General features: G+C 68.1%; 25 protein-coding genes and 2 pseudogenes. 12 read left to right on the top strand and 15 right to left on the bottom strand.

Annotated elements, in window-relative coordinates; translation table 11 throughout:
• Nucleotides 1–409: hypothetical protein (locus tag B4U46_RS34315; RefSeq protein WP_159402148.1), on the top strand; the 409-nt coding region annotated here is incomplete at its 5' end.
• A 67-nt stretch (nucleotides 410–476) separates the two neighbouring features.
• On the opposite strand, the gene B4U46_RS37775 is transcribed toward B4U46_RS34315, so the two are convergent.
• The 4 genes and pseudogenes from B4U46_RS37775 to B4U46_RS40755 form a co-directional block, all read right to left on the bottom strand.
• Nucleotides 477–836: a hypothetical protein gene (locus tag B4U46_RS37775; RefSeq protein WP_123996025.1), complete on the bottom strand. Its 360-nt coding sequence runs from the start codon at nucleotides 834–836 to the stop codon at nucleotides 477–479.
• Nucleotides 837–910: 74 nt separating this feature from the next.
• Nucleotides 911–1,093 carry a hypothetical protein gene (locus B4U46_RS39665; protein ID WP_123996024.1) on the bottom strand — a complete coding sequence of 61 codons (183 nt, stop codon included), beginning with the start codon at nucleotides 1,091–1,093 and terminating at the stop codon, nucleotides 911–913.
• 166 nt (nucleotides 1,094–1,259) lie between these two features.
• Nucleotides 1,260–1,564, bottom strand: a pseudogene (locus B4U46_RS40760) (DUF4259 domain-containing protein); the annotation flags it as partial.
• A gap of 55 nt (nucleotides 1,565–1,619) precedes the next feature.
• Nucleotides 1,620–3,217: pseudogene (locus B4U46_RS40755) on the bottom strand (ISL3 family transposase).
• A 297-nt stretch (nucleotides 3,218–3,514) separates the two neighbouring features.
• Here B4U46_RS40755 and B4U46_RS34300 point away from each other — a divergent pair.
• The gene (locus B4U46_RS34300; RefSeq protein WP_079431454.1) at nucleotides 3,515–3,946 is read left to right on the top strand and encodes a DUF5958 family protein; all 432 of its coding nucleotides are present in this window, start codon (nucleotides 3,515–3,517) and stop codon (nucleotides 3,944–3,946) included.
• A gap of 161 nt (nucleotides 3,947–4,107) precedes the next feature.
• Nucleotides 4,108–4,365, top strand: coding sequence for a hypothetical protein (locus B4U46_RS39660; RefSeq protein ID WP_237293247.1), 258 nt, complete (start codon nucleotides 4,108–4,110; stop codon nucleotides 4,363–4,365).
• 460 nt (nucleotides 4,366–4,825) lie between these two features.
• On the opposite strand, the gene lspA is transcribed toward B4U46_RS39660, so the two are convergent.
• Nucleotides 4,826–5,410 (bottom strand): signal peptidase II, encoded by a 585-nt coding sequence (gene lspA, locus B4U46_RS34290; RefSeq protein WP_079431453.1) that lies wholly within the window; start codon nucleotides 5,408–5,410, stop codon nucleotides 4,826–4,828.
• A gap of 455 nt (nucleotides 5,411–5,865) precedes the next feature.
• Between lspA and B4U46_RS34285 the strand changes: the two genes are divergently transcribed.
• The 5 genes from B4U46_RS34285 to B4U46_RS34265 all read left to right on the top strand — a co-directional run bounded on the left by B4U46_RS34285 (nucleotide 5,866) and on the right by B4U46_RS34265 (nucleotide 10,732).
• Nucleotides 5,866–7,023: a DUF3419 family protein gene (locus B4U46_RS34285; protein ID WP_159402147.1), complete on the top strand. Its 1,158-nt coding sequence runs from the start codon at nucleotides 5,866–5,868 to the stop codon at nucleotides 7,021–7,023.
• An 89-nt stretch (nucleotides 7,024–7,112) separates the two neighbouring features.
• Nucleotides 7,113–8,138, top strand: a complete 1,026-nt coding sequence (locus B4U46_RS34280) for a 3-oxoacyl-ACP synthase III family protein (protein ID WP_079431451.1) — start codon at nucleotides 7,113–7,115, stop codon at nucleotides 8,136–8,138.
• Between the two features lie 163 nt (nucleotides 8,139–8,301).
• Complete coding sequence (locus tag B4U46_RS34275; protein ID WP_123995168.1) at nucleotides 8,302–8,997, top strand: alpha/beta fold hydrolase; 696 nt, start codon at nucleotides 8,302–8,304, stop codon at nucleotides 8,995–8,997.
• An 11-nt stretch (nucleotides 8,998–9,008) separates the two neighbouring features.
• Nucleotides 9,009–9,773: a CPBP family intramembrane glutamic endopeptidase gene (locus tag B4U46_RS34270; protein WP_079431449.1), complete on the top strand. Its 765-nt coding sequence runs from the start codon at nucleotides 9,009–9,011 to the stop codon at nucleotides 9,771–9,773.
• A 245-nt stretch (nucleotides 9,774–10,018) separates the two neighbouring features.
• Nucleotides 10,019–10,732 (top strand): FkbM family methyltransferase, encoded by a 714-nt coding sequence (locus B4U46_RS34265; RefSeq protein ID WP_159036835.1) that lies wholly within the window; start codon nucleotides 10,019–10,021, stop codon nucleotides 10,730–10,732.
• Here the strand turns inward: B4U46_RS34265 and B4U46_RS34260 are convergent.
• A complete protein-coding gene (locus B4U46_RS34260) occupies nucleotides 10,701–12,191 on the bottom strand; it encodes a glycosyltransferase (protein ID WP_079431447.1) in 1,491 nt (496 codons plus the stop codon). The two genes, B4U46_RS34265 and B4U46_RS34260, sit on opposite strands and share 32 nt — an antisense overlap.
• Before the next feature lie 197 nt (nucleotides 12,192–12,388).
• On the opposite strand from B4U46_RS34260, the gene B4U46_RS34255 reads away from it, so the two are divergent.
• Complete coding sequence (locus B4U46_RS34255; protein ID WP_079431446.1) at nucleotides 12,389–13,291, top strand: SDR family NAD(P)-dependent oxidoreductase; 903 nt, start codon at nucleotides 12,389–12,391, stop codon at nucleotides 13,289–13,291.
• A 28-nt stretch (nucleotides 13,292–13,319) separates the two neighbouring features.
• On the opposite strand, the gene B4U46_RS34250 is transcribed toward B4U46_RS34255, so the two are convergent.
• Both B4U46_RS34250 and B4U46_RS34245 read right to left on the bottom strand, forming a co-directional pair.
• Nucleotides 13,320–14,312, bottom strand: a complete 993-nt coding sequence (locus B4U46_RS34250) for a pyridoxal-phosphate dependent enzyme (protein WP_079431445.1) — start codon at nucleotides 14,310–14,312, stop codon at nucleotides 13,320–13,322.
• Between the two features lie 10 nt (nucleotides 14,313–14,322).
• A complete protein-coding gene (locus tag B4U46_RS34245; protein WP_079431444.1) occupies nucleotides 14,323–14,835 on the bottom strand; it encodes a nitroreductase/quinone reductase family protein in 513 nt (170 codons plus the stop codon).
• 112 nt (nucleotides 14,836–14,947) lie between these two features.
• On the opposite strand from B4U46_RS34245, the gene B4U46_RS34240 reads away from it, so the two are divergent.
• Nucleotides 14,948–15,496, top strand: a complete 549-nt coding sequence (locus B4U46_RS34240) for a DEAD/DEAH box helicase family protein (protein ID WP_398907819.1) — start codon at nucleotides 14,948–14,950, stop codon at nucleotides 15,494–15,496.
• A 3-nt stretch (nucleotides 15,497–15,499) separates the two neighbouring features.
• Here the strand turns inward: B4U46_RS34240 and B4U46_RS34235 are convergent, their stop codons facing one another.
• The gene (locus B4U46_RS34235) at nucleotides 15,500–16,465 is read right to left on the bottom strand and encodes an ArsR/SmtB family transcription factor (RefSeq protein WP_079431442.1); all 966 of its coding nucleotides are present in this window, start codon (nucleotides 16,463–16,465) and stop codon (nucleotides 15,500–15,502) included.
• 84 nt (nucleotides 16,466–16,549) lie between these two features.
• On the opposite strand from B4U46_RS34235, the gene B4U46_RS34230 reads away from it, so the two are divergent.
• On the top strand, nucleotides 16,550–17,617 hold the full coding sequence (locus tag B4U46_RS34230; RefSeq protein ID WP_079431441.1) for an alpha/beta hydrolase family protein: 1,068 nt from the start codon (nucleotides 16,550–16,552) through the stop codon (nucleotides 17,615–17,617).
• Between the two features lie 640 nt (nucleotides 17,618–18,257).
• Here B4U46_RS34230 and B4U46_RS34225 read toward each other — a convergent pair.
• From B4U46_RS34225 to B4U46_RS34210, 4 genes are all read right to left on the bottom strand, one after another.
• Complete coding sequence (locus B4U46_RS34225) at nucleotides 18,258–18,911, bottom strand: hypothetical protein (protein WP_079431440.1); 654 nt, start codon at nucleotides 18,909–18,911, stop codon at nucleotides 18,258–18,260.
• A complete protein-coding gene (locus B4U46_RS34220; protein WP_311736903.1) occupies nucleotides 18,908–19,573 on the bottom strand; it encodes a hypothetical protein in 666 nt (221 codons plus the stop codon). Before B4U46_RS34220 ends, B4U46_RS34225 begins: the two co-directional genes overlap by 4 nt.
• 425 nt (nucleotides 19,574–19,998) lie before the next feature.
• Entirely contained in the window at nucleotides 19,999–21,192 is a 1,194-nt protein-coding gene (locus B4U46_RS34215; RefSeq protein ID WP_079431438.1) for a DUF4241 domain-containing protein, read from the bottom strand.
• Nucleotides 21,185–22,459 carry a DUF4241 domain-containing protein gene (locus tag B4U46_RS34210; protein WP_079432182.1) on the bottom strand — a complete coding sequence of 425 codons (1,275 nt, stop codon included), beginning with the start codon at nucleotides 22,457–22,459 and terminating at the stop codon, nucleotides 21,185–21,187. The genes B4U46_RS34215 and B4U46_RS34210 overlap by 8 nt, the downstream gene beginning before the upstream one ends.
• A gap of 92 nt (nucleotides 22,460–22,551) precedes the next feature.
• Between B4U46_RS34210 and B4U46_RS37770 the strand changes: the two genes are divergently transcribed.
• Complete coding sequence (locus tag B4U46_RS37770; protein WP_159036651.1) at nucleotides 22,552–22,707, top strand: hypothetical protein; 156 nt, start codon at nucleotides 22,552–22,554, stop codon at nucleotides 22,705–22,707.
• An 87-nt stretch (nucleotides 22,708–22,794) separates the two neighbouring features.
• Here the strand turns inward: B4U46_RS37770 and B4U46_RS34205 are convergent, their stop codons facing one another.
• On the bottom strand, nucleotides 22,795–23,148 hold the full coding sequence (locus tag B4U46_RS34205; RefSeq protein ID WP_237293246.1) for a serine hydrolase: 354 nt from the start codon (nucleotides 23,146–23,148) through the stop codon (nucleotides 22,795–22,797).
• A gap of 847 nt (nucleotides 23,149–23,995) precedes the next feature.
• Complete coding sequence (locus B4U46_RS34200; RefSeq protein ID WP_079431436.1) at nucleotides 23,996–26,866, bottom strand: NHLP bacteriocin export ABC transporter permease/ATPase subunit; 2,871 nt, start codon at nucleotides 26,864–26,866, stop codon at nucleotides 23,996–23,998.

Below are 26,866 nucleotides of genomic sequence, written 5' to 3'. Positions count from 1 at the left end.
CTCCCAGCGCTTCGGCGCGGATGTGGTCCTGTGGGACTGCCTGGGGATCACGGACCAGCGATGGCGGCTCACGGTCGGAGGCGACACAGTGGCCGGGGAGCTGGACGACCGGCCAGCCGGTCAGCGCGGTACCGACCACGTCCTCTTCCGCAGGCTCCAGGCCCAGCACAGCGACAAGTGCCTCGCGCTGGCGGGGGACAATTTCGAGCTGGACACCGACATCGTGCAGGCGGACTGTTCGTATGAGAATTACGTGGACTGGACGCTGACCGGTCGTGGAGACCGGTACGAAATCAGCCAACAGCACTGTGTCGGGCTGGCCGGGAAAACTCCCCGCAACGGCACCCCCGTCGACTACCAGGCCTGCACCGCGGCCACTCCGAAATGGCTGTTCAAACCCTGGCAGTGAGGCCGGAACCTCAGATGTCGCCGTGTGCGTCCCGTCCTGCTGGCTGGGCCGACCGCACCTCTGACGGTCATGGTGCCGACACGCCTCCTGCCCCGCCGAGGCGAAGACGCGGTGGACGGCCTTGTCCGAGTACGACATCCGGAACGCGAACAGGTAGCAGGTCACCAGCTCGCCGGCCAGCTTCACCGTGACTCCCCGAAGCCGACCTCGGCCTCGGCGCCGGGCCCGTGGGTCTGCGGGACGCGTCGACCACACTCTTGCCGGCCTCCAGCCGGATCTCCTCGCGGCGGGCAGCGACCGATCCGCGGACCATCTGGTAGGAGACATCGGCGCCGTACTCGTCCAGCAGCCGGTCGAAGATCCCCTTGACGGTGTGTCGCTGCTTGCGCGGTGCGGTCAGATCGGCCGTGAGGATGCCGTCGATCACCGGCTTGTAGGGTCCAGTCGTGTCTCCCGCGGCTCCATCTTCTTCCGCGGTTCCGGCAACGCCGAGATCAGGGCCTAGCCAACGCCGTACTTCCGCATGAGCGCCCGCAACGACATGCCGCCCTTGGCGTCACGGCGGATCGCCGCGTACAGATCGACCTTGGACTTCGGCAGCACCCAGGCCCCTCGTCGTGGAGAGCACAACCATGGTCCCGAAGCAAGCACCGAGGTGTTCTCGAAACTCAGGTTCTGGCTCAACTTCTGTGGTCTGGTCACGCTGAGTCAGTAGGTTAGATCCCCGAGCGGCAGGTGTTTCTTGAAGCTCAGGCTGTGAATGGAGGGTTGCTCGAAGCTGGCCGACGATCTGTCGCCATAGCGGGCCCTCTGGGGTCTCGTCCCAGAGTTCGGCGAGCTCGGATTCCCCTGCAAGGACCCGGTCGAGGGCTTCGACGGCAAGGGTTCGGAGGTCACTGGCGAGGACAGGCAGGGCTTCGTTGGGCCCATAGCTTGTGGTGATCGGTTCGCCGTCTGGGCACTGGGCTGCAACGAGAGCGGCGGCTGCGACGGCCTCCACCGCATCCGAGCTGTCGAGGTAGTCCTGGGTCTGGACGGTCCGGGTCAGGTGGTTCGGATGAGGTTCTCTCGCTGGTCCATGGCTGTCTCGTCCAGGGTGTAAGCGAAATCCGCAGCGGTGTCGTTGTCGAAGTGGCCGATGTCCCAGGTGCCCATGTGATCTCCTCGCGTCGTCGTCCGGGGATCCTCGCATCGGCCACTGACATTGCGGTCATGAGGCGAGCAGTACTCGCTTGCGCAGAAGCTTGAAGCCGGCGCGTCCGTACATCTGCCGCTTGATCATTTTGATGCGGTTGACGTGGCCCTCGACGACGCCTGAGCTCCAGGGCAGGGTCAGGCCGGCAGTGACGGCTGCGAGGTCGCGTTCGAGGCCGTTGGCGAAGGTGTGGAGGCTGGGCAGGTCGTCGGCTCGGACGGCCTTGATCCATTCGGGGAGCCGTTCTCCCCGGAGCTGGGTGAGCATCTGCCCGAAGGATCGGACGTGACCGGCGAGGGCGTCCAGTTCGGGGCAGTGGGTGAGCACGGACTTGAGCTTCAGTCGCTCGTTCTCCGCGAGTGCGTCGGGGTGGGTCAGGATCCAACCGGCAACAGTTCGGGGAGATGGCGGTCGAGTACGTGGCATGGGCGTCCCGGAAGGGACGAAGGTAGGCGCGGACGGCACCGTATCCACCTGAGTATCCGTGTGTCTGGATCTCCTTCCAGAGGGTCCAGGCGTTCGTGCAGCCCTCGGCCCACCGCTCGTGCAAGTACGGCTTGAAGTCGTCGAGCTTCGTCCTGCGGTTTTGCCACTGCCCTTGGAAGAGGTCTTCCGGGGTTGCCGCGTCGGCCAGACGCTGCACGGTTCGGTAGGTCATCCGGAGTTCGCGGGCGACCGCGCGACGACTGTGTCCCTCGCCGAGCATTCCCTGGACGATCGCGTGTTTCTCGCGGGTTCGGTCGGCGAACCGGTGCCCAGTGGGCCAGGGCGACACGCCAGTTTCTGCCGCCGGTGGCGTGGTGACGCTCTCGGAGCCGGGCGCCGCGAATGGCGCTCTCAGACAGGACCGATGGCGCGACACGCATCGCTCGGCGGCCTCGCCGAGGTTGCGCCAGAGATGAAAGCGGTCTGCGACCTGCACCGCAGTGGGTGCCCCGGTGCTGGCGCCTTCGGCGAAGAAGGGGGCTCGGTCGCGGCATACCACCTCAATTGCGGGGACACTCAGCAAGCCAGGCGGCGACGGTGGCTGCCTCGCGGTCGGGCAGCAGATCCACCGGTCTGCGGGTTTCGACATCAACCAGCACAGTCCCGTAGACACGGCCCTTGCGCATCGCGTACTCGTCGATGCCCACCACCCGCGGGGCCGACGTTTGAGGTTCAGGCATCGCCTCGACCAGCCGAAGTACCGTGCTGCGGCTGACGGAGATACCGAAGATGTCCGCAAGTCGGGCGCCGGCCCGGCCGGCCAATGCGAGGCCCACCTCGGCCAAGGCTGAACGCAGCCGCTCGGTCCGCTGACCGTAACGTCTGGTCAGTCCGGGGATCTGTTCAACGAAGGTCTGCCGTCGGCAGGAGGTATCCGTGCAAGTGAACCGGCGGACCTGCAGGCGAAGCACTACACGCCTCCCGGCGCTGGGCAGATCGGCAGGAAACCGCAGGTAGGACCCATGAATCCGGTTCGACCATCTTCCGCAGCCCGGACACTCAGCACCGGCAGACTTGCGCGTGACGCCGATCCAGATCGCCTCGCCGTCGTCCTCAGCTGACATGACCGCGACTTCAGGGTCCGACAAGAACAGGAGCTCTCCCAGCCGGAGCAGCACTTCGTTCACGGCTCCGAACTCTCGGGCACGGCACGGCAGCCCCAAGTCGTTTCAGGACGATCTTGCGAGAGACACGACCAAGATCAACAATCACGGAGCGTTGACGCACCACAAAAGTTGAGCCAGAACCAAAACTCATGAACATCCGCGGCCCTCTTGATCGCCCACTGCTGACGGAACTCATCGACAAACGCTGTTCCTAGAAGTGAACGAAGCCAGCAGCCCATGGCAGCAGCCTGGTCACCTGATGACAGCCACTGCAGACCGCCACCTCGCCCTGAACCGAGACCATGGAATGATCACGAGATGACCGCGACGAGTAGTACGGACGGCCGCTCCCAGACCGAGCTGGTCGTCAACGAGATCGCCCAGGAGCTCCGAACCTTGGCCGACGGGGTTGCCTGGTTCTCCGGTCTCTCCCCGGCAGGCCAACGGGAGGTACTACAGCAGGTCAGCGGCTACGCGATGCAGGCACACATCACCGCCGCGGACGGCCGCGCCGGCGTGGCCCGGTCCGGGGTGAAACCCACCGCGAACCCCTCAGTGATGATCTGCATGGACCCACCCCGCTACGGATTCTCAGGCCTCCCCGCCGACGAATACGTCAAAGCGTTCCGCGTCCTCGTCTCCGTGTTCGCCGTCGCCGACACCCGCCGCAGACAGACGCACTGCAAGAACGCCTGCGGACACCCATGGCACAACCTGCCCTCAACGTCATCAGAAACCGAGCAGCCGTAACAGACGTCCACCCCAGCTCCAGCCCATGCAGCCGCCCAGAGCAGTCAGCAACCGTCGTACGCGAACACGGTCACCCGCTGACAACCAACCGCTGCCACCACACCACCCATTCACAACACATCTCAGTCGCCCGGACAGAGTCGGCGTGAGAACTTCCACCCGTGGCTACGGAATCCGACGTCGGAGAGCTGTTGCACCAGCGCGGCTGGCGGACGGCATTCACGCTCGCTGAAAGGGTGAGCGGCTGGGCCGCCCTGGTGAGCGCCATCGAACGCGGCTACGGCGACGACATCCACGAGTACTCCAACGACCTCTACTGCCGAAACTGGCTGCACGAGGCGTGGCTCCTGCTGGACGACCACATCGTTCAGCTCTGGACGACCGGTACAAGGCCGCGACCCTCGACGACGACGGCATAGCACTCGACCAGTTGCACGGGCTCCCCGGCCCCGCCCTATGGTGGTGGCGGCGACACCCCCGCATCCTCACCGGAGACCTCGGGCGTTCGCTTCGCTCGGCAGGCGCCATCGGCACCGCTCCGGACGCAGCCTCAGGCTCACAGGAGTACGGGAGATGACATGCAGGTTACCGGTGCCGAGGTCTTCTCTTGCGCCGTGTGCAGCGCCCGGCTGTCCACGCCAGTGCGCGAGGTCCACCCGCCGGCAGAGGGCGAGGCATGGACACCGCTCGACTCCCCCGTCGAGCCCTGCCCGCCCCCAGGATGGCGGCGGGCACTTTCGCCCGTGACCCGCAGCCTGGACGCATCACCTGGGGCGCGTTCCTCACACGATTCCCGCAGGGCCTGTGCGGCCAACTCACCGCTCGCCGGGCCTTGAATCCGTCGATCAAGGCAAGACGGCTACGCGGTGGGGATGCGTGTCACCCCGGGACGACGATGCCGCTGTCCCGGCGGTCGTGCGGGGCCGTTCCGTCCAGGGAAACGCCCAAGAACGAAAGGAGGATCATCAGGGCTCCCCCGCAGACAATCGCCGAGTCGGCGAGATTGAAGACGGCGAAGTGCTGAACAGAGATGAAGTCGACGACGTGCCCTCGGAAGACCCCTGGTGCCCGGAAGATCCGGTCAGTCAGATTGCCGAGCGCACCCCCCGACAGCAGGCCCAGGGCGAGAGCCCACGGGAGGCTGTGGAGCTTGCGTGAGGCACGCACGATGACTACGACAACCGCGAACGCGATCGCCGTGAACACAGCAGTGACCGCCTGGCCCATACTGAACGCCGCGCCCGAGTTGCGTATCACCTGGAGAGTGAGCACGCGGCCGACAACGCCGACGGGCTCGTGGTTCTCCACCCGCGAGACGGCCAGGAACTTGCTGCCCAGGTCCAATGCATAGGTGAGACCAGCCGCTGCCAGCAATGCGGCCAGATGGCTCTTGCTCAGAGCTCGGGCGCCGGCTTCGGTCCCTGCTGTCTCCCGCTGGGGCTGCGAGGAACTGCTGGTAGGCATGATCCACTCCACTGATACAGAGCCGGCATGACGAGACGGTATTACGACACAATAGCCCCTGCCCTACTGAAGGCAGGCATATGCGGACACTACGTACCTGGCCAGCCACGATCAGTGACGAATGCCGGCTTGGCCGACCCAGCGGTGCGCGTTGAAGCACTCCGGGAAAGTGTTCACTTCTGCTTTGACTCCGATCCCCCTCGGATCCAGTCGGCGGCGTCCCGGGGACCTCTCTCAGCTCGGCCCACTCGACGTCCGCCATGCCGGGGGTGCCGTCAGCCAGGAGACCCCGGGCCCGGTGCGTCCAGGACGCCCGGAAGCAAGGCGGCAGGGTGGCGGCCGCCGCGTCAAGGAGCGAACAAGAGTCACTCGGAGTAGCATTTGGTGACAAGGTAGGGGCAATGGTTGCTATTGCCCCATCTCCACAGGACCAGGTCGGCGATGGGGCTCGCGTGATGAAGAGCACGCTCAATCGACTGATAGAACGCACCTACTTCCGCGGATTGGTATTCAACCAGTCCTGGGAGGATCCGCTTCTCGATCGTGAGGCGCTCCGCATATCGGCGGACCAGGACACCGTGCTGTCCATCACCTCGGGTGGCTGCAACTGCCTGAACCTCCTCTGCCTGCGGCCCCGCCGGCTCATCTGCGTCGACCCCAATCCCGCTCAGACGTACCTGCTCGACCTCAAGCTGGCAGGCATCCGACACCTTGACCATGCCGACTTCCGCTTTCTCCTCACGTCCTGTGGCGGCACAGAGGCGGTGGACATCTACCGGCGAGCGCTGCGAGCCAAGTTGCCTGATGACGCACGAAATTACTGGGACAGTAACACTCGGATACTGGAACGCGGGATACTTGCCCAGGGCAAGCTGGGGTTCTTCTTGAAGTGGATTCGCCGCTATATGCGATGGCAACTCGGAGAGCGACGGATGCGCCAGTTCTTCGAGGTTGACGACATCGATGACCAGCGCGATTTCTACTACCGCGAGATCCACCCGCGATTGTTTCGCGATTCGGTACTCGAAATCCTCGGCTCCCGATGGGTGCTTGCCTTCGCCGGCATGCACCCCTCCCAGTACGACCTGATTCAAGACCGTCAAGGCATAGGGCGATACATACGCGATCGCGTGGAATATGTGCTGACCACCGTCCCGATACGTGACAACTATTTCATCGCCCAGGCATTTTTGGGCGCCTACCTGGACGCGGAGAACGTTCCTCCCTACCTCCTCGAACGGAACTTCGACACCCTGAAGCAAACGGCCGATCGCGTAGTCAACGTCACAGCCTGGCTCACCGAGCACCTCGATTCATTGCCCGAGTCGTCGGTCGACAAGTACAGCCTTCTGGACATATTCGACTGGATGAGCCGGGATTCTCTCCATACGACGGTGCGCAGCGTGCTCAGGGCCGGTACGCCAGGCGGCCGCTTCATCTACCGTTCCGCCGTACGCTCACTTCCTGTCCCTCCGGAGCTCCGAAGCGCGGTGGTCAGCGAGGACGATCTCGCCCACCGGCTCTTCGCGCAGGACCGGTCCTTTACGTACAGCAGCTTCTACATCTACCGAATTGACCAGCAGCGAGTCGCGGATCAATTGCACCGGACGTAACCTTGGGCCAGCCACACCTTCACAGGTCAGATGCAGCTCGCTCCTTCTGGCCGGATGCCGGACCAACTTTCACCCGAAGGAGTGAGGTCGTGCTCGAGCAGTTCAGCATTTCAGGCACCGGTCATGCCGTCGGCTCCAGGATTGTCTCGAACACCGGCCTGGCTGTTTCGATGGGGCTGTCCACGGATTGGTTCACGAAGCGCACAGGGATTGATGAACGACGGGTTTGCGGGGAAGGAGAGGACGTACTCACGCTGGCGGTGTCCGCTGTCGAGTCGGCTCTCCAGTCGAGTGGGCTGAAACCTGACATGTTGGGCCCCGAAACAGTTCTCCTTCACATCCAGAACGGCCTGACGGCCTTCACCCCGCCGTCCGGGGTCATCTTGGCGAATGCGCTGGGGCTCAAGGGTCTGCGCGTGCTCTCCGTCGACGGAGTCTGCGCTGAACCTGTGGCCATGTTCGAGATGGCTGTGCTCATGTTGTCGAGCAATCGCTGCAGTCGGGCCGTCATCTCGTCGAGTGTGGATTTCCTGCCGATCATCAGCTCGAAGGACAGGGGCACGGTCGGGCTCTTCGGCGCTGGTGCGGGCGCGGTCGTGGTCGAGCGGCACACCACGTCACAGGGCATGTCGGCGAAGGTCATGAGCCTTCAGTGGGTGACTCACGCCGACCATGCGGCCCTCGGGAGCATCCCGGTACTGGGCTACAACGCCGGCCCCGAAGGGGTCAGCGTGCAAGCGGGTTTCTACGACATGGACGGCTCTGGCCTGGTTCATACGGGGCTGAGCGTCATCCCTCCCCTGGTTTCCCGTGTACTCGAAGAAGCCGGGTGGTGCCACGACGACGTCCACCTCGTCATCTCCCATCAGCCGAACGTTCGCATGCTGAACGTTCTCATCGAGGCCCTGGGCTTCCGGCCGGAGATTTTCCCGATGCCTGCCAGCCGCCTGGGGAACATGGGCCCGGCCAGCCTGTTGGTGAATCTCTCCCTGGCCAGAGACGAGGGTCTGCTCCGTCCAGGGCAAAGGCTGTTGCTTCTCGCCTTCGGCCTCGGGTTCTCCTGCGGCGCAGTGGCAATCGAGCTCCTGCCCGGTGAGGCGGGGTGCGATGACTGACGCGCGCACATGGGTGCGACCTCCCGTCTCGGACTCGCTTCGCACGAGGATGACCGAGGACCAAAGAGCGATCGCGGCGGCCATGCGTCCTGTCACGCTTCCCGACGGCAGAACACTCCGCATACTCGACTGCGGAGAGGGGGACGCCGTTGTACTCCTGCCCATGGTCACCGAACTGAACTTCGTCTACGCACCTCAAATCGCAGAGTTCCAGCGCGACCACCGCGTCGTGCTCTATGAACCGCTGCTCAGCACGACCACGCGGGTCGGCATCAAGGACAGGGCCCACGAGGTCCGCTGCCTGCTTTCCGCCCTCGGTATCAGCCGCGCGCACTTCGTCGTGTGGGGCGACACGGGTGCGGCAGCCTATTATCTGGCCAAGCATCACCCCGAGTTGTGTCGCTCGGTGGTCTTCGTCGGGCTGGCCGATCGTTACCGGTTCCCGCAGCCCTACGGCTTCTGGCTGAAGATGCTGGAACACCTTCCCCTCGAGCGAGTGGTGTCATCACGTGTGTGTGCGACGCTCCTTGGGCGCTTCGTCGGAGGGACCCAGATCAAACCGGAGTGGATCGTCCAGGAGGCGCTGGTCGTCCTTCGGTTGACGGCGCTGTTCAAGCACAGCATTCTTCCCAACCTGACCGAGCATCGCCCGACGCCGGGGGAGGTTCACGTGCCGAGCCTGGTCATCTCCGGCGACAACGACCACATCGTCTCGGTCGCCCAGGCCCGCCGCATGGCCGCGCTGCTTCCCCACGCGGGTGCAGCGGTCATCAAGCCAGGTGGTGAGCACTTCATCACCTACGTGGACGACTCATTCGTCAACGAGACCGTTCGCCGCTTCATCTCCAGCGTGGAGTAGCTGATGAGACCATGGCGAACGTAAGGAGACCCGCGGTTCCCGACGCGCAAGCCGCCGACCCCACCGCACCCGTCGGCGGACTCCACCCGCTCACCGTTCTCTGCATCGGTGTACTGGTCACCGCGGTCGCCCTTCCGGAGTCATGGCAAGGCTGGCCCTACGCGCCGTTTCCTGTCTTTCACGCGTGCCTCGCCATTGTCATCCCGCTTTGGTTGGGGGTTCGCCCCACCGGTCGACCCTGGCCTGAGATTCGGGCGCATCTTCCGAAGCAGGGCCGACCGTTCGCTGCCGCCATCGCGTTCATCGGCGGCTTCATCCTTCTCTACAGCCTCGCTATGGCCGTCCTCGGCAAGACGCGGGATCCCGCATGGAACCTGCTCGCGACCTATGGGAAGTTCGCGGATCTGTACGCCGCGCGTTATGGAAGCTGGATCGCGCTGATCATCGTGTACGTCTTCCTGGGACTGTGGCCCATGTTCGGGGAGGAACTCTTCTACCGGGGATTGCTCCATGGCTCGCTGTTGGGGCGCTACTCGCTGCCGATCGCTTCGGTCGTCACGTCCACCCTGTTCGGACTCCGCCACTCGGCCCAACTGGTCTACCTTTTGCCTGCATACCCGTATGTGGCCGGCGCAGCATACTTCGTATGGGCTTTCGGCGTGAGCATGATCTGGTGCTGGGTGCACGCACGGACGGGCTCTCTGTACCTCTGCATGGCGACACACGGGGTGAACATCGTCCTCGCCCCCCTTGCTATTGCCCTCGTGATTCGGTAGGTCCGCTCGTGCCACGTCCCGCATCACCGCTGCGTGCATTCACTCTGCGCGGCGCACGCGCTGTTCATCGAGCCGGAGCCTGGGGGTTCGACCGTTCTGGTCCCCTTGCACCACTCCTTGCCGAGCTCGGCGCACCCCTGCATCGGTGGCTGTTCCCCCACTCGCTTCTGACGGATCCGGGGATCCCCGTCGAGGTCGACGGCTTTCGGCTCTACCACGAAGGGCGCCCCTCGTATCACCTCCAGATGCTGGCGATGGGCATGCACGACCGCGATGTCGCGGCACTCATCCGGCAGCTCGTCAGGCCGGACATGTCGGTCGTGGACGTCGGTGCGCACCTGGGCTACTTCACGCTGCTGTGCGCGCGCCTCGGCGGAGCGGCGAGCAGGGTCTGGGCCTTCGAGCCGTCGTCGGCACTGCTCCCCATCCTGCGGAGAAACGTGGCGGAGAACGACGTCTGCGGCGAGATCCACGTGGTGCCGAGTGCCGTGGGAGATTCGGTCGGTGCAGTGACGCTGTTCGCGGGCACGCCCGACAGCATGCTGTCCAGCATCCACCGGGCTGCGGCGGCCGGCGACGGTGCGGGGCCGAGGGAGACCGTTGCGTGCACCACCTTGGACGCATGGGCCGAACGGAGTCTGTGGCCCCGAGTGGATCTGGTCAAGATCGACATTGAAGGCCACGAGGTCGCGGCGTTGGCCGGTATGCGGGAGCTGAGCCGTCGAAATCCCGGTCTGGTTCTGATCATCGAGCTCAACGAGCGGACGCTGGCCGCTGCAGGTGAGTCGATCGACTCGTTCTGGGCGGCCCTGGCCGCATGCGGATTCGACGACGTCTCCCTGGCGGGGCCCCCTCCTCGACCGGTGACATACCCCCAGGACCGCGACGCCATCCGGCGGGAGATCCGTCGCCAGGGAAACGGGCGGGTCAATCTGATGTGCCTGCGGAGGCCGGGGTAGCCGGCCGGTGACCGGCTCGTCGGATCTCCGATCCGCTCCTCGCACTCGCGACCAGGAAAGCCCCTGCCAGGGACAGGAGCAGGAAACACGACTCGGCGTACCCGCGCACGACGGACAGCAGCCCGGACGAGAGAAACACGACACCCAGGCCCAGTTCACACCACGCGATCCGCGAGGCGGTTTTGACCCACTTCACTTCGCTCTTCCGGATAATGCCCGACGACCCTTCCTTGGGGGTTCTCACGAACTCCGGCTCGTCTCGCTTGATCGTGTCCCGGAAGCCGGCCAGGATGGAGACCGATACGCCTATGGCGAGCGGCAACGACAGGGGCAGACGCAGACACCGCCGCGCCCAGTCGTCGTACAGAATTCTCTGAGAGAGCGCGCATTCCTGCAACGGCGGGAACAGTACGAGAAACGCGCTGAGACCGACTTGGGTGATCACCCAGTACGGAGTGCGTGGGAGCCCGAAAACGACATATGCACTGGAGAGCAGTCCGGTCAGGACGAGTGCCGGTGTACCCAGAACCAGGTGCAAGGAAGAAAGCTCAAGAAATCGACGCCTCTTGCCCTGTGGCGGACTGAGCGCCTTCTTCCCGTAATCGAGGAAGAGCCGGAATGCCGCGCGCGCCCAGCGGCGTTGCTGGCTTTTGTAGCTGAGGTAGGTGTCGGGAAGGTCGCTGCTGGCCAATGCCTCGTTGACGAAGACGACCGACCATCCCGCGAGCTGGGCACGGAAGCTGAGGTCGATGCCGTCGTCGGTGAACGGTGCTTCGTGCCACCCGCCGAGTTCTTCGATCGTGCGCTTCCGCCAGACCCCACTGGTCCCCAGATATATGGTGGGCTCCCCCCTGGCCTGGCGGATCCCGCTCGAAAAGCAGAAGAGGCTGTCGATGACCGCCGCTTGGAACAGCGTCAGAGTGGACGAAAGGCCGTTGCGGTGTCGCCACCGCGTATGGACTGCAGCGACGCGGGCATCCTCGAACAGGGGCACGGTTTTGATGAGGAAGTCACGATCAGGTGTGAAGTCCGCGTCAAAAATCGCCACGAGGTCGCAATCGACCGTTCGCGTACCGTGGTTGAGCGCCCCCGACTTGTACCCTTCGCGGCTTGTCCTGTGGACGTATTCGATCGGGACGGAGCCTCCGCGATGTGCGTCGACGACGGCCTTGGCCAGCGCGGCCTCTTCCCCCTCGGAGTCGTCCAGAACTTGCACCGCGAGTCGGCCGTCCATATAGTCGAGGTTCTTTACCGCCGCGAGCAGTCGGTAAAGAACTTTATGTTCTCGATAAATGGGGAGTTGCACCACGACCGTCGGCCAGGAGCAACTGCTCGGCCGGGAGAGTTCGATGGCCTGCCCTCCGACACCCTTCATCTGGGAATATGCATGAATGACCAGTATCCGCAGTTGAGCTATGGCGAAGAACGCCAGCATGGCGGAAAGGGCTATCACCAGCATCCCATCAGTCTAACCCGAATTCCGCATGAGGGCTCGCCGGCTTACTGACGCGACAGTGGTGCGTTCGGGTGATGAGCCGACGAGCCCCCGGTGGAGACAGGGGAGCACGGGTGGGTTCTCACTCATCATGGTGACGTAACTGTTCGCAACCGTTTCGCTCCGATGCTTAGTTCACGCTCAGTCGAGGAGGCCGCCGCGTGAGGCGTCATTCACCTTTCGGCCGGCACCTCGCAGAAACCAGAGACGAAGCAGTCTTCGTCACCGGTACATCCAGCGGGATCGGCAGGGCAATCGCTCTGGACCTCGCCGGGCGAAGTGTGACCGTATTCGCCGGTGTGCGCAGGGCCGGGGACGCGCCGAAGGGCGCCGGACTGCCCGGTGCGGTGCACGAGATCCTCTTGGATGTCACCAGTGGCAGCCAGATCACGGAGGCGGCCGATTCGATCCGCCGGCTCCTGGGCCGGCAGCGCCTCCGCGGAGTGGTGAACAATGCCGGCGCCGCGACCGGCGGCCCCCTGGAATACGTGACCATCGACGAGATGCGACACCAGTTCGAGGTCAACGTCTTCGGCCAGCTGGCCGTGACTCAGGCGGTTCTTGACCTGATCCGCGATCACGGGGACGGACGCGTACTCTTCACGAGCTCTATCGCAGGACACGTCGCCGCACCCTGCTTCGGACCCTACGCAGCGTCAAAGCACGCACTGAACGGCATAGCGGAGTCGATGCGACGCGAGCTGCGGCCATGGAACATCTGCGTGTCCGTCCTCGTGCCCGGAGCGGTGGCGACGCCGATCTGGGGCAAGGCAGACCATTCTGTGCAGGGCTTGACGGACCGATTGCCGATGAGAGCGAAGGAGTTGTACGGCAGCACACTGGAGAACATGCGGCGATACGTGGCTTCCGCCGCGGCGGGGCGGAGCATCTCGCCGTCGGTGGTCGCCCGTGCCGCTCATCATGCGCTCTATGCGCGACATCCCAAGGCCGTCTATCTCATGGGCGCGGAGGCACGCGCGGGGGTGGCCCTGTCCACCGCTCTGCCCACACGAGTCTTCGACGCGCTGCTTGACAGGCAGCTGAGCAGATCCCCTTCGAGATAGACCTTCAGCGACGTGGGGCCGGCCCACCTCAACGAGCCGCGGGCACGACCTCCCAGTCCGGCGTGTAGCCGCAGTGCCAATACAACACGGAACCATTGCTGCGCCCCTGGGCCAGACAAGACTCCATGATCGACCAGGTCTTACCTCCGAAGACCGGGTCGAGCTTCAGCCCTGTCTCGTCCTTCACGGATGTGCACAGCTCGACCAGGTCGGTTGGGTAGCGGCCGAATTCGCGGTAGATCCTGGTCGTCCTCAGGTCGATGCGTCCACTCGGCACCCGGTCGGACACGGACAAGTAGTGCTCGGTCCACCGGACGAGTCCGTGGATCCACCGGCGTGCTGGGCCCGGGTAAACCTGAACGCCGACGACATGGATCGGACGATGCCCTTGCTGGCGCAGGAGGTTCTCCGCCAGCACGAAACCCGCGAACGCCGTGCCCGACGCGGCCGTGATGAACACCGTCTGCAGCGGCGGCACCCCCATGGCCTCGACCTGACCCACCATTTCCAGGAAACCGCGCGCAGCAGCGATCACCGCTGCGGGATGTGCGAGGCTCGGCGGGGCGAAGAACGGCCGTCGTCCCGCTCTGCGGCTCCGGTGATAGGCACCGGCCAGCGCGCCGGCTGCCTCGATGTGGCCCGGGCCGATCAGACGCACGTTGCTTCCGAGGCCGCCGAACATCCTCCGCCGCTCACCGAGAGGAAGAGGCGGAACGTCAGCGACGACGATGTCCCATGCGATGTCGAACCGTCGAAGAACCGGGAGGATGTCGTGTACGAGGTTGGTCACGTTGCCCACCGGAGTGACGAGGCTGCCGTACCCCTTCTCCAGCATGTGCCCGACCAGATGTTCGATCTTACGTGTCTTGACGCCTCCGCGGCCGTGACCGGAGAGGTCGTCACGCTTGACCAGGACATCCACCCCGTTTGATCGGGAGATTGCCGAGATCGGCGTCGGCCACTTTCCCAGAGGGACGAACGGGGCCTCCAGAATGCGCTGGATTCCATTGTGGTCGCGCATGCCTGGTCCCTCAACGTGCTGTCACGGCCGGTCCGGGCACGGGATGGAGAATCACAATGGGAAGCTCTCGGGCTGTGCGCTGCCGGTAATCCTCGTACCCGGGGAAAGCCTTGACGAACCGGAGCCACAGTTCCGCACGTTTCCGTTGGTCGGCCCGTTCGGCCCTGACAGGGAAGGTGCGACCTCTGATCTCGACCGTCGCGAAGGGATTTTCTCCGAGGTTCAGCCACCAGCCCGGCGGCTGGTCCAGTCCCCCGTGAGAAGCGATGACTGCGAGGTCTTCGCCGTCCTCGACAGCGAGGAGGGGAACCGTCCGCGGCTCGCCCGTCCTACGGCCCGTCGTCGTGATGATCACGATCTTGCCGTGCTTCAGACCCAGTCGTCCCAGCAGACCACCCGTTCGCCGGTAGACGCCGAGATGCAGCACGCTCATGACGACGATGAATCTGCGAAGGGCAGGACTGGACTTCTGCCCGATCCGGAGCATGGCCGCGCGCAGAAGGGCCACCCCGAGTCTGTGCATAGGGACTCCCCATGGCAGTCGATCTCATGTTTCACGTTACGTCGGACTGCCTCCGTCCGCATGACGGCGGATTGATGCCCGCAGCGGTCTTTTCGTTCCGGACACAGCTCACGTGAAAGCAGGGCTGCGGGCCACGGTGGTGGCGGCGCGCGGGACCGGCAAGACGTTCATGGCCGCCGCGGCAGCGCTGAAGCTGGCACGGGGCGGGCGGGTGCTGGTGCTGGTGCCGACCCTGGATCTGCTGACCCAGACGGTGCGGGAGTGGCAGGCGGTGGGCCACACCGGGCCGGCGGTGGCGGTGTGCTCCCTGGAGGACAACCCCGAGCTGTGGGCGGGGCAGGTGCGCTCCACCACGTCCGCGCCGCAGCTGGGCCTGTGGCACGGCCGGGGGCCGGTCACCGTCTACGCCGCCTACGCCTCCCTGCCCGTGATCACCGAAGCTCACCGCGGGGAGTACGGGCTGCCGATGGAGGCTTTCGACCTGGTGGTGGTGGACGAGGCGCACCGTACGAGCGGGTCGGCGGGGAAGGCGTGGGCGGACGTGCACCGCCAGGAGGCCCATCTCGTGACCGAGGCGTCGGGGGGCGCTGCCGGGTTGAAGGCGAGGCTGCAGCCACAGTTCATGGAGGGAGTTCGGACACCGCGTCATCCTGCCGCCTAGGCACTACGGTGACCGAGCGCCGGCCACCAGCGATCCGAGGGCCGTGCGCCGGTGGGTGACCGAGCGGCCCGTGCGGGTTGTCGTCGTCATGCCCGCCGATCTCAGGGCGGCCGCGTGGGACGAAGCCGTCGCGTTGCTGACGTGGAGAGCACGGGCCAGGGACGTCGTGGTGTGAGGTTCGGCCAGGAGGTGCAGGGCGTCCAGCCGGGTGCGCCCCAGGACGGCGGCGAGGCCCTCGGCGAAGACGGCCGGGTCTCCCGCGCCGGGCGGGAGCCCGGGGCCGGCCGGGTAGGTCAGGACCGCGGGACGGCCGGGGGCGTCCTGGAGAAGTGGGCCGGCTGGGTGGTGGAAGGTGGGCAGCAGAACCAGGCCGCGCCCGTCGAGGCGGACGTCGCGGTCCGGCGCCGCGCCGGGCCATTCCCACACACCCTCATGGATCCGGCTGCCCGGGGCGAGGCCGGTCAGGGTTGCGGCCAGGCCGTGCTCGGCGATCGTCAGGGCGTAACGGGTGAATTCCTCGCGGTGGAGGTCCTCTACAACGGACCAGACGGGGGCGAGGACCGTCTCGTATGCGGCCCGCTGGGCGCGGCGCAGGGTGTGCCAGGCCGTCTCCCGCCCCGCGTGCAGGTCGCGGATCCAGCGCGGGGCGGGCATCGCCGCGTAGAGCCGGTCCAGTTCGGAGCGGACGAGACCGGCGCTGGTGGCGCGGATTCGTCCGAAGCCTTCGGCGACGGTGTCGCCGAGGACGTCGAGGAACGAGGCCGGGTGGCCTGCCGGAGCCAGGTCGGCGAGCGGGCTGCTCGAGGCCGGGAGGGAGCGCAGGATGCGACCGCGCCACGGCGCGAACAGTGGGCCGCCGCTTCGTTCCATGGTTGTGGTAAGGGCGGCGTGCAGCTCCTGGAGGGGTGCTGGACGGACTGCGAACCGGGTACGGGCGAGGTCGTCCGGAGTGAAGTGGACTCGCAGCACTCTCACAGCTCCTCGCCCTGGGCCAGCCCTTCGGCCACGGCCTGAACCTTCGCGTCGTGACGGCCCCGCACCAAGGATGTCCGTATGACTTCACGACGCACTCTGTTGAAAGGCACCCTATTCGCCAGTGCCGCCGCCATGCTGCCCACGGCTGCGTCCGCCTCCGGTCGCGGCTTGGTCCTGCGCCTGCCCGCGCCCACCGGCCCGTACCCGGTGGGCATGGAGGTGGCCCATCTGAGGGATCCGGCCCGTTCGGACCCGTGGGTGGGTGGTGCAAGGGAGTTGATGCTGACGATCCTGTACCCGGCTCGATCGGTGCACGGGTTGTCCCGGGCGCCACAGCTCACTCCGGCCGAGGCCAGGGAATTCGCCGACCTTGCGCCCCACGTTCATCCCGGCCTGCCCGGGCCGGGGGCCGTGGACTGGGGTGCGCTCCTCACCCACGGACACGTGGGTGCGCCGCCTCTGCCCGGCCGTCGGCCGGTGCTGGTGTACTCACCGGGCGGCGGTGACTCCCGCACGCTTGGCACGACCCTCGCCGAGGACCTGGCGAGCCACGGCCGGGTGGTCGTGCTCGTCGACCACCCCGGTGACGCTTCTCAGGTGGAGCTGCCGACCGGGCTACGACGGACCGTCCTGCTCGGGCCGCCGGACCCATTGACCTTCCGCACGATGGTGGACACCCGGATCGCTGACCTCCGCTTGATTCTGGACCGGCTCGGTGAATTGCCGCTCGCCCGGGTGATGGACTCCAGCCGCATCGGGCTGTACGGCCATTCCGCAGGCGGCACCGCGGCGGTGTACGCGGCGCGTGAGGACCGCCGGGTCGGCGCGGTCGCCAACCTGGAGGGCTATCTCGACCTGTACCCGGCGCCGGTCGCCTTCGCCCGCCCGCTGCTGCTTTTCCGCACCGCCGGATTCGACGGCGCCACCCGTATCGAATCGTCCTGGGCGTCCCTTTCCGGCCGCCGCGCGCTGCTCCCGGCGGCGAACCACTGGGCGTTCACGGACTACGGCTCGCTCGTCGCACAACTCCATACAGGCGGCTTGGTGACAGCAACAGCACGGGCCGGGCTCATCGGTACCGGCGACCCGGTCGTGACACTCGCTGAGGTACGGCGCCGGATGGGTGCCTTCTTCGCCTGCCTCTGAGACGGCGGCCAGGGGGCTCCCGTTACGGCCGTACGGGGCGCCGTCAGCGCCCCGGGACGCCGACAGGCTGCAGCGCGGCCCCGGGCACACAGTCGTGCTCGAGTGCTGTCGGGCGCCAGGGTCGCGGCGAAGGCGTGGGGTCGAGCTGGCACACGCAACCTCGACTCGAGGCGCGTGCGAGCCCACCAGCACGTCATGGCGGGCTTCCGAGGGCATCTCGGATCGGTCATCATGGAGGCCCGTCGGCGATCCGAGGGTGGGGATGAACGAGGGTGGGAACATTTGGACGGCCCGTCCGGCACCGCGTATGTCTCACCAACGCTGTGGGCCGGGGTGCTCCCGGTGGGGCTGTCCCTCCTCCTGGCCGGTCTCCCGGCGGCGGCGACGGTGAAGCGTGTGCGCCGGGTCCGCGCACAACGCCCCAGAGAGCCGCTTCACGGATCAGACCCAGAGTCGAGTGTGTGATCGACGACAAGCACGACGGCTACAGCGAGCATGTCCCCCTGGCTCGACATCGACAAGCGGGCCTGTCGCGATGGGAGCGGCCCGCGGCCGAGGGCTGGCTGAGGCGGGCCCGCGCGCAGGTTCCAGTGAAGCTGGTTGGATTTACTCTTTGAGCGTTGGCTGCCGATCCAACTGGCTAGCTCGCGGGCCAAAGCGAGTTCGGCCTTCCGTCATCGCCCATGTGCGCCCGCTGCCAGATCTCGTTCCAGTTGAACGGGGTCACCGGCACGAACCGGTGCCGCTGCCCACACGGACATGGCGCCAGCAACCACGCGCAGCCACGGCACAGCTCGACCCAACCGTGCCCGGTCGAGCTCAGCACTCGCGGTCCCTCATCCCCACAAGCCGGGCAGCCAGGCAGCTCGGTACCGTCAAGAATCGCGTTCTGCCGCCGTACATACTCGGACAGGCGCAGCGACGGGTGAAGAAACGGGTCGTCGAACCAGGCACGGTCGGGACTTTCCCACCAGTTCCGTAGCCACCACGGCCGAGGGTTCGGTACCGCCCGCCGCCCGGCCTGCTTCTCGGCCCGGCGTTGCTCGGCGTACTGCTCTGCCCGTGCGAGCCACAGCACACGTGCCTCGTGTAGTTCCTCCACCGCCCGCACCAGCGCGTCGGGGTCCTCCTCCAGCCGGCGGGGGATCGCGGCGCTGAGGGTGAGGTGGTGGTACGTAGCCCGCAGACCATAAGGGGCAAAAACGGTGAGGCAGGTGCGCAGCGCGCTGTGCCGCCGGTGAAGGGGGAGGCCGGGGTCGTGCACGTGCGCTCGGTGGGTCAGGAAGCTGGTCATGGTGTGGGTGCCAGGTCCAGTGCCCATGCCAGGGCGGTGGTGACGGCCGCAGCATGTGCCGGCAGGTGTTGTTCCGCCCAGGTTCCGGCAAGGCTGAGGAAGTCCTGCAGATCCTGCTGGGCGTCGGCGACGAGCCCGCGTACGTGGTCTACCGGCAGCTCGATCACCGGGCTGCCGTCCACCCCATGAGCATCGAACGTGAACCGGACCACGTCGTTGACGCGTTCGGCCATCGAGGATGGATCGTGGCCGAAGTAGGCGCATTCGGTACCGTCGAGTACCTCCAGCCAGTCACGCCAGGTTTCCAGGCCGTTGCAGCAGCCAGGCTCGACGAAGACGATGTCGGTGGCGTTGTCCGTCACCCGGAAGCCGCCGGCGGCGAACAGGTCAGGCATGGTGAGCAGCCCGTGCAGGAAGGCGCCGAGCGGGTCGGTCGGACACGACCCGTGCCCCTCTTCCGGCTCGAAGTCATTGCAGTCGGCGATGCGCATGACGGCCGTGCCGACCTCCGCCGGAGTCAGCCCCCCGTTCAGCACGAGGTAGCCATACGAATCGTGTTCGCCAACGGGCCAGAGCTCGAAGTCGTCGGAAGCGGAGATCTCCAGAACGGGTTGCATAACAATCACACGGGGATGATGCCGGACCTGCTGCTTCGTCGCCACGGGCTTTCGGCTGCGGGAGGGGCACGACAACGAGGACCAGGCCGTGGTCGCCGAAGGGGCCGCCACAGCCCGCGGCCCGGTTGGCCGGGGCCGTGAAACGCACACCGGGCGCCCGGTGGCGCACGAGTTCGTTTGGGCGTGGGGGCGGCTGCCAGGGTGGAGGCGTGCCGGCGGGACCAGCTGACCCGTACCGTTACCACGGCCGGGCCGCCGCGGTTGCCAGGGGCCGCGATCCGTCCGGCCGTCTGCCCCGAAGCAGTACGGGCCCGCTCCGGCGCCTCGGCGTGCCCGGTCCCGGCCGCCGCCGGGCGATCCGGCTATGCGACGTCGGCCGCAGCCGGCACCACCCGCATGGGCCGGGGAGAATCCGTCATATCCGCCGGCCCGCCCCACCCCACACCGCTACCGCACTTGACGCAACAGCCTCAGGATTCGAGATCCAGCACGGCCGTCTGCACGGCCACCCGTACGACCTCCCCGGACGCCGACCGCCCCACCCACACCGGGTACACCCCGTCGCCGCCCGTGCAGAACACCGCCAGGTCCGCCCCGAGGCTTCCACCGTGCAGGTACGTGCCGACGACGGAGTTGGAGAGCCGGTCGTGCTCCGGTGACCCCTGCCGCCTCGCCCGCGCCAGCAGGTCCCGCAACTCCTCCCATACCTCGGCGTCGCCGAACGCGCCTGCGGCTGCGTCCGTGCCGAAGCCGAAGGCCGTACCGGCCCGGAGCCGGAGCGTGTCGTCACCCGGCCCGAGCGCCATCTCCCAGGCCGCCACGGGGCCTTCACCGATCAGCAGCCGGACGGCCACCGCCTCCATGTACGACCCCCAGTGCTCCTCCCCCACCTCAACCCAGGCCGCCTCCATCGGGTACGCGCCCGGCGGCACCTCCACCGTGATCCCGGACAGCCCCTCCCCGGTGTCCGGGCAGGCCACCGCCAGCACCCCGCTCGGCACGCGCACGCTTCCGCACGGCACCGGGTCGAGGACCTTCAGCCCGGGGATCTCCGCCCCGGCCCGGAACACCCGGTCGAAGTCGACGGGCCCGCGCAGCCGCGACGGCACCCGCCGCCAGCCGGGCGACTCCGCGTCAGGCAGCACGCCGACCCACTCCGGGAGCATGTCCGCCACAGGCAGCGCCGGCCAGTCGTCGAAGCCCGGCCGGACCACCCACAGGTCCCCGTCGGCCACCTCCACCTCGGCCTCCAGGGAGTCGCCCCGCATGCCCCCGGGCTGGTGCGAGATCCGGGCCGTGCCGTCGGCGGACACCTCCACCGCCGTGCGGGGGCAGTCCACCGCGTCCTGCGCCGTCCCCGCGTCCGGGTACCGCCGCACGAGCAGCCGTCGCAGCAGCAGCCGCTCGTCGTCGCGTACCCGCAGTTCCACCTCGGCGGTCCGGCGGCCCTGCTCGTCGTACGCCCAGGCGTCGACGGTGCCGGCCCGCCACGCCACCATCCGCACCCCGAGCGGCACTCCGCGCCCCGGAGCGCGGTACACCACCGCGTACGGCAGCCCCTCCGCGTCCCGCGCCCGCGCCTCGTCGGGGGACAGCGCCCGCCCGCCGGTACGGGACCCCGTGTGCCAGGACTCCTCGTACGTCACGTACGCCGCGTCAGACATCGGCGGCGACCCCGTCCCGCTCGGGCAGGATCTCGGGCATCCCCTCGATCAGCACCACGACGCTGACCAGCTCGCCGGCCTCGCAACGCCCCAGCCACACGGGGTAGGTACCGTCTCCGGTCGTCGCGAAGGCCATCAGTTCGCCGCCGGTGGCCGTGTCCCAGGTGTGGTGGATGAACATCGACCCGTCGGTGAGGTCCTCGTACCCGTCGAGGTCCGGCTCCCCGTCGATCAGCCCCCGCTCGAAGAGCGAGAGGAGCGACTCAAAGGACCCGGCATCGGCGAAGCAGCCGGTGGCGCCGTCCGTGTCGAATCCGGCTATCTGCTTCTCGATGAAGATGCGGCGGTCGTCGTCCGCCCCGAGGGCCATCTCCCAGGACGCCGCAGGGGTCTCGCTGAGGAGCAGGCGGACGGCCGTGGGTTCCGTGGTCTCGACCTCGGCGTTGCGCCACTCGCAGTGGTAGCTGAATGCGACCCGCGCCTCGTCGAGCACGTACTCCCCAGGCGGGACGGGGACCGTGATGTGCGGCCCGTTCTCGTGGCCGGTGAAGAGGCCCGAGACGGCCAGCAGCCCGCTGGGGACGCGCACGGTACCGACCCGGTGCGGCTCCACGACCGTCTGCTCGGGGTGGTACCCGTCGGTGACCCGCACCCCGGGCCGGAACAGCTTCCCGATCCGGCCCGGTTGCGCGGGACGCGGCGGCCGCCAGCAGGAGGCGGGCGCCTCCCCGACATCGCCCTCGAGGACCACGGCCGCCTCGATGGGCGGCGGCTCCGTGAACCCGTGCAGCTGCGCCGACAGCAGCGGCCACTCCCCGAAGGCGGGTCGTTCCATCCAGCGCTCGTCCTCGCGGAGGCCGGCCGAGGTGGCGTAGCCCCGGGGCTCCTCCACCCTCCGCCCCCTCCCGTCCGGGAACAGGTCCAGGATGACGCGCGGGCACTCCGGGTCGAACTCCGCCGTCTCCGGGGCCGGGTAGTTCCAGGCGACGGAGTACCGGTGGAACAGCCGCTCCGGGTCGTCCAGCAGCCTCAGGTCCAGGTCGTGTGTACGGCGGCCCTGGACGTCGTACACCCACAGCCCGACGTGATGGTCCCGCCAGGAGACGAGCCGGACCTCCAGCGGCACATCCCGGCCCGCAGTCCGGTACACCACCACGTACGGCAGCCCGGCCGCGTCCCGCTCCCGGGCCTCTTCGGAGGACAGGGGCCGCCAGGCCGCCCGGGCCTGCGGGTCCCACGCCTGCGCGTACCCCACTTCGACGACCATGACCACTCCCTGCTCCTGCGCCCCTACATGTTCCTGAGCAAGGTAGCCGCCGTCTGTGACAGCGGTCCCTCGTCTGGTTCCTCGGGGCCGCCGTGACCGCCCTCACCCCCGTCCTGCACTGGCGCGCCCTCTCCCCCGAAGGCGGGCCCGCCTTCGGCACCGTCCACGCCGATGCCGGGCAGTACGCCGACGCCGAAGACGCGACCCGCCTCCTTGGAGACACCCTCACCCGCATCACCACCGGCTGACAGCCGGCCGGGCGCGGGGCCGCGCCCCGCCGATGGAGGCTGCCAGCCCCGGCAGGTCATCCGCTGCCACGGGCCGGAGCGGCCGCATCAGCGGCGGCGGGCGATGGTGATGCCGTCACGAACGGGGAGCATCACCGTGTCCACCCGGTCGTCTTCGGTGATCCGGTCGTTCAGGCCTCGCCTGGTCAGGTGGCGCTCGTCCTGGTCCGGCGCAGCGTGACATCGGCCGACTGTTCCTGGAGGGGCAGGGCTCGGATCGTCCGGGGCGATCGTGCCCTCCTCCACCAGGATCAGCAATGCGGCGGCGGTGACGGACTTGGTGATCGAGGCGACCCGGAAGATGGAGTCCCTCGCCATCAGGACGCCGCCCCCGGCGTCCTGCGCGCCGACAGCCACCACGGGCACCGGGTTGTGCACGGCAACCGTCCAGAACGGTTCCACACGCCGGTCGTCCGCATCAGTCCCGAGCAGTTCCCGCGCGAACCGGGGAGCCACCTCTCCTGGTCTTCCGCAGCGGGATAGGGCCCGAGCCACGACAGCCCACGCCTCCCCCGGTGCGGCTGGGTCTCCGAGCATGGGCAGCAGGAGGAGCAGCCGCTGTGCCTGATCGACGAGGCCACCGAGGTCCGACGGGCTCTCCGGCAGGCTCGCGGCGAGGGCAGTCAGCTCTGTCCAGGACAGTCCGGGGCCAGCCGACTCGGGCCCGCACTGCCCCAGATGTCCGAGGCGGTCCCATGCGGGCGGTGGGGGCGCTGGCAGGAGCCCTGGTCGGGCTGCGGATCAGAACCTCCCGTCCGCTGGTCGTGGCCAACATGTGCATGGCGCTCGGATGCCTGCCCCCGGCCCTCATCGCGCTCCACGCGCACCCCGTGGTGATCGCCGTGGCAACAGCCCTGATGAACGGCGCCCTCGGGCTGAGCTCGACCTGTAAAACGCCACCGTCCAGCGGCGCGTCCCCCCGGAGTTGATCTCCCGGGTCGACATCCTCGGCTGGCTGCTGTCCACCGCCATGAATCCGGCGGGCATGGCCCTGGCCGGGGCCGTCGCCGCGGCCGTCGGCCCCGGCACGACGCTCGGTGTCGCCGCCTTCCTGGTCGCGTGTTCCTCCCTGGGCCTGCTCGCCGTCCGCAGCGTCCGGGCACCGGATCCGGCCACCGCGCCGTCCGGGGCTGAGCCCGTCGTTTGGCGACGCCGGCCTCCTCGACCACTCCCGGGCCGTCCTCGACTCCGCCCATCGTGCGCAGTGGTTCTCCGGGTCGGCCGGCTCCTACAGGGGTCGCCCGCCCGGTCAGTTCATCTGGCCGCGGACCAGTTCACGGAAGGGGCCCGCCGGGTCCGCGAGGAGTTCGGCCGGTGGGCCCTGCTGGGCGATGCGGCCGGAGGACATGACGATCACCCGGTCCGCGTCCATGACCGTGGAGAGCCGGTGGGCGATGACCACGCGGGTGCAGCGCAGCGCGCGGGTGGAGTCGGTCACCACGCGTTGGGCCTCGTTGTCCAGCGCGCTGGTGGCTTCGTCCAGGAAGATGACGCGCGGCTTGCGTATGAGGGCCTGGGCGATCATCAGGCGCTGGCGCTGGCCGCCCGAGACGGTGCCGCCGCCGTCGGAGAGGATGGTGTGCATGCCCATCGGCATGGCCTTGATGTCCGCCGCCAAGCCCGCCATCGCGGCGGCCTCCCACGCTTCGGCCGGCGAGTACGTCTCGGCACCGCTGATGCAGTCGAGGATCGAGCCGGAGAAGGGCTGGGCGTTCTGCAGGACGACCCCGCACTGGCGGCGGACGGCCGCCTGGTCGAGGGCCGCCAGGTCCTGGCCGTCGTACAGGACGCTGCCGGCGGCCGGCCGGTCGAAGCCGATGAGCAGGCGCAGCAGGGTGGATTTGCCGCAGCCGCTGGCTCCGACGATCGCGACGAACTCACCCGGGCGAATGTGCAGCGACACGTCGTCGAGGACCAGGGGGCCGTCGGCGGTGTAGCGGTAGGAGAGGTTCCTCGCCTCGATGGCGCCGCTCAGCTCACCGGGCATGGTGGAGGATCCGCAGACCTCGGGGGGCTCGGCGAGGAGCGGCCTGAGCTGTTCGAACATCGGCTGTACGGCGGCGGCGGAGAGGAGCGCGCCGGTCAGCTGCGTGACCGAAGCCAGCATCATCGTCACGGCGGTGCTGAAGGTGAGGAAGTCACCGGCGGACATGCTGCCCCGGGCCGGCCCGGCCAGCAGCATGAACATCACGAGGGTGCACAGCGGCAGACAGACCGCGTTGAGCACGGTGACGGCGTTCTTGATCCGGCCGATGCGCTGCTGGAGCTCGCGGGTGCGCGCGAACTCCTTCGCCCAGGCGGCGTAGGCGAAGCTCTCGGCCATCGCCACGCGTAGCTTGGGCAGTCCGCGCAGGGTCTGGAACGCCTGGTTGTCGAGCCTGTGCCCGAGCTCGATCAGCTGTCGCTGGTAGCGGAGCTGCCACAGCCCCAGGCCCAGGAACACGGCGGCGATGACGAGCAGCATGGCGATCGCCGCCAGCGCCAGCGGCACGCTGAACGCGAGGAGCAGCGCGAGGTTCACCACGGCGACGGCACCGGCCTGGACGCACACCGAGCCGATGCCGGACAGGGCGCTGCGGATGGCGCCGATGCCCAGGGCGGCGCCGGCCAGTTCGCCGGTGGAGCGGCCGGCGAAGAAGCTCACCGGCAGCCGCAGGAGCCGGTCCCATACGGCGGGCTGCAGGGTGGCCTCGATACGGCCCTCCATACGCAGGACGGAGACGTTCTGCAGCAGGATGAACGCGGCCGAGACGAGGCTCGTCGCGATGAGCGCCAGCGCGGTCTGCACGATGAGGCCGCCCTCGGCACGGGGTACGTACTCGCCGAGCACCTTTCCGGTGGCAAGGGGTACGAGGGCTCCCAGGCCGACCGCGACCAGCCCGCCCAGGAGCAGCCCGCGCAGCTCCCTGCCGGTGCCGCGCAGGCTGAAGCGCAGCAGCCGCGGCAGGCTCGGCTCCCCCTCGGGCAGCGGACGGTAGAACATGAGGCCGCGTGCTTCGAAGGCGGACGCGGTGTCCTCGTCCACACGCTCGCGCGTTCCGCGGGCCGGGTCGACGGCCTCGTAGCCGCCGCGCCGCCACAGCAGGGCCACCGGGGTCCCGTCCGCCTCACGCCGGCCGACCAGCGGCCCGCTGTCCTCCCGCCACCACCGGCCGCCCAGGCGGACCGTACGGGTACGGATCCGCGAGGCGAGCGCGAGCTGCTCGACGGGATCGGTGCGTCCGGAGCCGGAGGCGGCGGAGCCCGTCGCACGCCCCTCGGACAGTGCGATGCCGGCCTCGGCGGCGACCAGGCGGCACACGGCGAACGCCGCGTCGTCGCTCGCGCCGCGCCGCGGGCCCCGGCCCGAGCGGCCGATGGACGCCAGCAGCGTGCGGTCGGCGCGGGTACGGGCGGCCTCGCCGGCCCGGATACCGGCTGCCGCGCGGTCCTCGTGGGCGCGTTCGAGCTGCTCGATCCAGTCCCCCAGGGCGTCCAGCAGCCGGTGCTGCTGCTCGACCATGCCCTGCCACAGCGTCGCGTCGAGGAGGAGGGCACCGGTGGCGCCGTGCCCCTCGTAAGCGGCGCCGTACCCCACGCTGCCGGGGCTGACCGGGATCCACAGGATGTCGTCGTCGGTCCCGCCCCGGGAGGTGCCGGCCCGGTTTTCCAAGGGTGCCTGGTAGAGCACTCGCAGGCCCCGGCCGACGCCGAGCGCGAAGGCGTACTCGAGGGGGCTCAGCGGCGCGGCGTCGTAGGGTGAGCCGTACTGGCCCTGGTCGTACGACCACGGGTCGGCGTACGGCGTGCTCCCCAGCTCGTGGAGCTCGATGCGGTGCAGTCGGCAGCCGTGCAGGGGGCGGCCCACCAGCGTGTGCCCGGGGCCGTCGGGCGGGCCCAGCAGAAGGGTGCCCGCCTCCAGCCGGCCCAGGAAGTGCCAGTGTCCGGCCTGCGCGGCGTCGACGGCGAACAGGTCCAGGTCCCCCTCGACGACGAGCCACAGGACGAGCGGCCCCTCCAGGGACAGACTGCGCACACCCGCGCAGTCGACGGCCGCGCCGAGTCCGCCCAGGGCCGCCACGACCGGGTCCGGGGCGACGACGGCAATTGGTTGGGCGTGGGCCGGGTACGGGGATGCCAC

It is taken from the genome of Streptomyces katrae (assembly GCF_002028425.1).
Classification (GTDB): Bacteria; Actinomycetota; Actinomycetes; order Streptomycetales; family Streptomycetaceae; genus Streptomyces; species Streptomyces katrae_A.
Note: the sequence above shows the minus strand (reverse complement) of the source record. Positions and strands in the feature narration are given on the sequence as shown.

What these genes read in the sequence shown, in the direction of transcription:
- B4U46_RS34275 (WP_123995168.1), top strand. Translation starts at nt 8,302, where the DNA reads ATGGTCACCGAACTGAACTTCGTCTACGCACCTCAAATCGCAGAGTTC.
- B4U46_RS34265 (WP_159036835.1), top strand. Translation starts at nt 10,019, where the DNA reads ATGCTGGCGATGGGCATGCACGACCGCGATGTCGCGGCACTCATCCGG.
- B4U46_RS34210 (WP_079432182.1), bottom strand. Translation starts at nt 22,459, where the DNA reads ATGGTCGTCGAAGTGGGGTACGCGCAGGCGTGGGACCCGCAGGCCCGG.
- B4U46_RS34215 (WP_079431438.1), bottom strand. Translation starts at nt 21,192, where the DNA reads ATGTCTGACGCGGCGTACGTGACGTACGAGGAGTCCTGGCACACGGGG.
- B4U46_RS34270 (WP_079431449.1), top strand. Translation starts at nt 9,009, where the DNA reads ATGGCGAACGTAAGGAGACCCGCGGTTCCCGACGCGCAAGCCGCCGAC.
- B4U46_RS34230 (WP_079431441.1), top strand. Translation starts at nt 16,550, where the DNA reads ATGACTTCACGACGCACTCTGTTGAAAGGCACCCTATTCGCCAGTGCC.
- B4U46_RS34250 (WP_079431445.1), bottom strand. Translation starts at nt 14,312, where the DNA reads ATGCGCGACCACAATGGAATCCAGCGCATTCTGGAGGCCCCGTTCGTC.
- B4U46_RS34285 (WP_159402147.1), top strand. Translation starts at nt 5,866, where the DNA reads ATGAAGAGCACGCTCAATCGACTGATAGAACGCACCTACTTCCGCGGA.
- B4U46_RS34225 (WP_079431440.1), bottom strand. Translation starts at nt 18,911, where the DNA reads ATGACCAGCTTCCTGACCCACCGAGCGCACGTGCACGACCCCGGCCTC.
- lspA (WP_079431453.1), bottom strand. Translation starts at nt 5,410, where the DNA reads ATGCCTACCAGCAGTTCCTCGCAGCCCCAGCGGGAGACAGCAGGGACC.
- B4U46_RS34300 (WP_079431454.1), top strand. Translation starts at nt 3,515, where the DNA reads ATGACCGCGACGAGTAGTACGGACGGCCGCTCCCAGACCGAGCTGGTC.
- B4U46_RS34245 (WP_079431444.1), bottom strand. Translation starts at nt 14,835, where the DNA reads ATGCACAGACTCGGGGTGGCCCTTCTGCGCGCGGCCATGCTCCGGATC.
- B4U46_RS34260 (WP_079431447.1), bottom strand. Translation starts at nt 12,191, where the DNA reads ATGCTGGTGATAGCCCTTTCCGCCATGCTGGCGTTCTTCGCCATAGCT.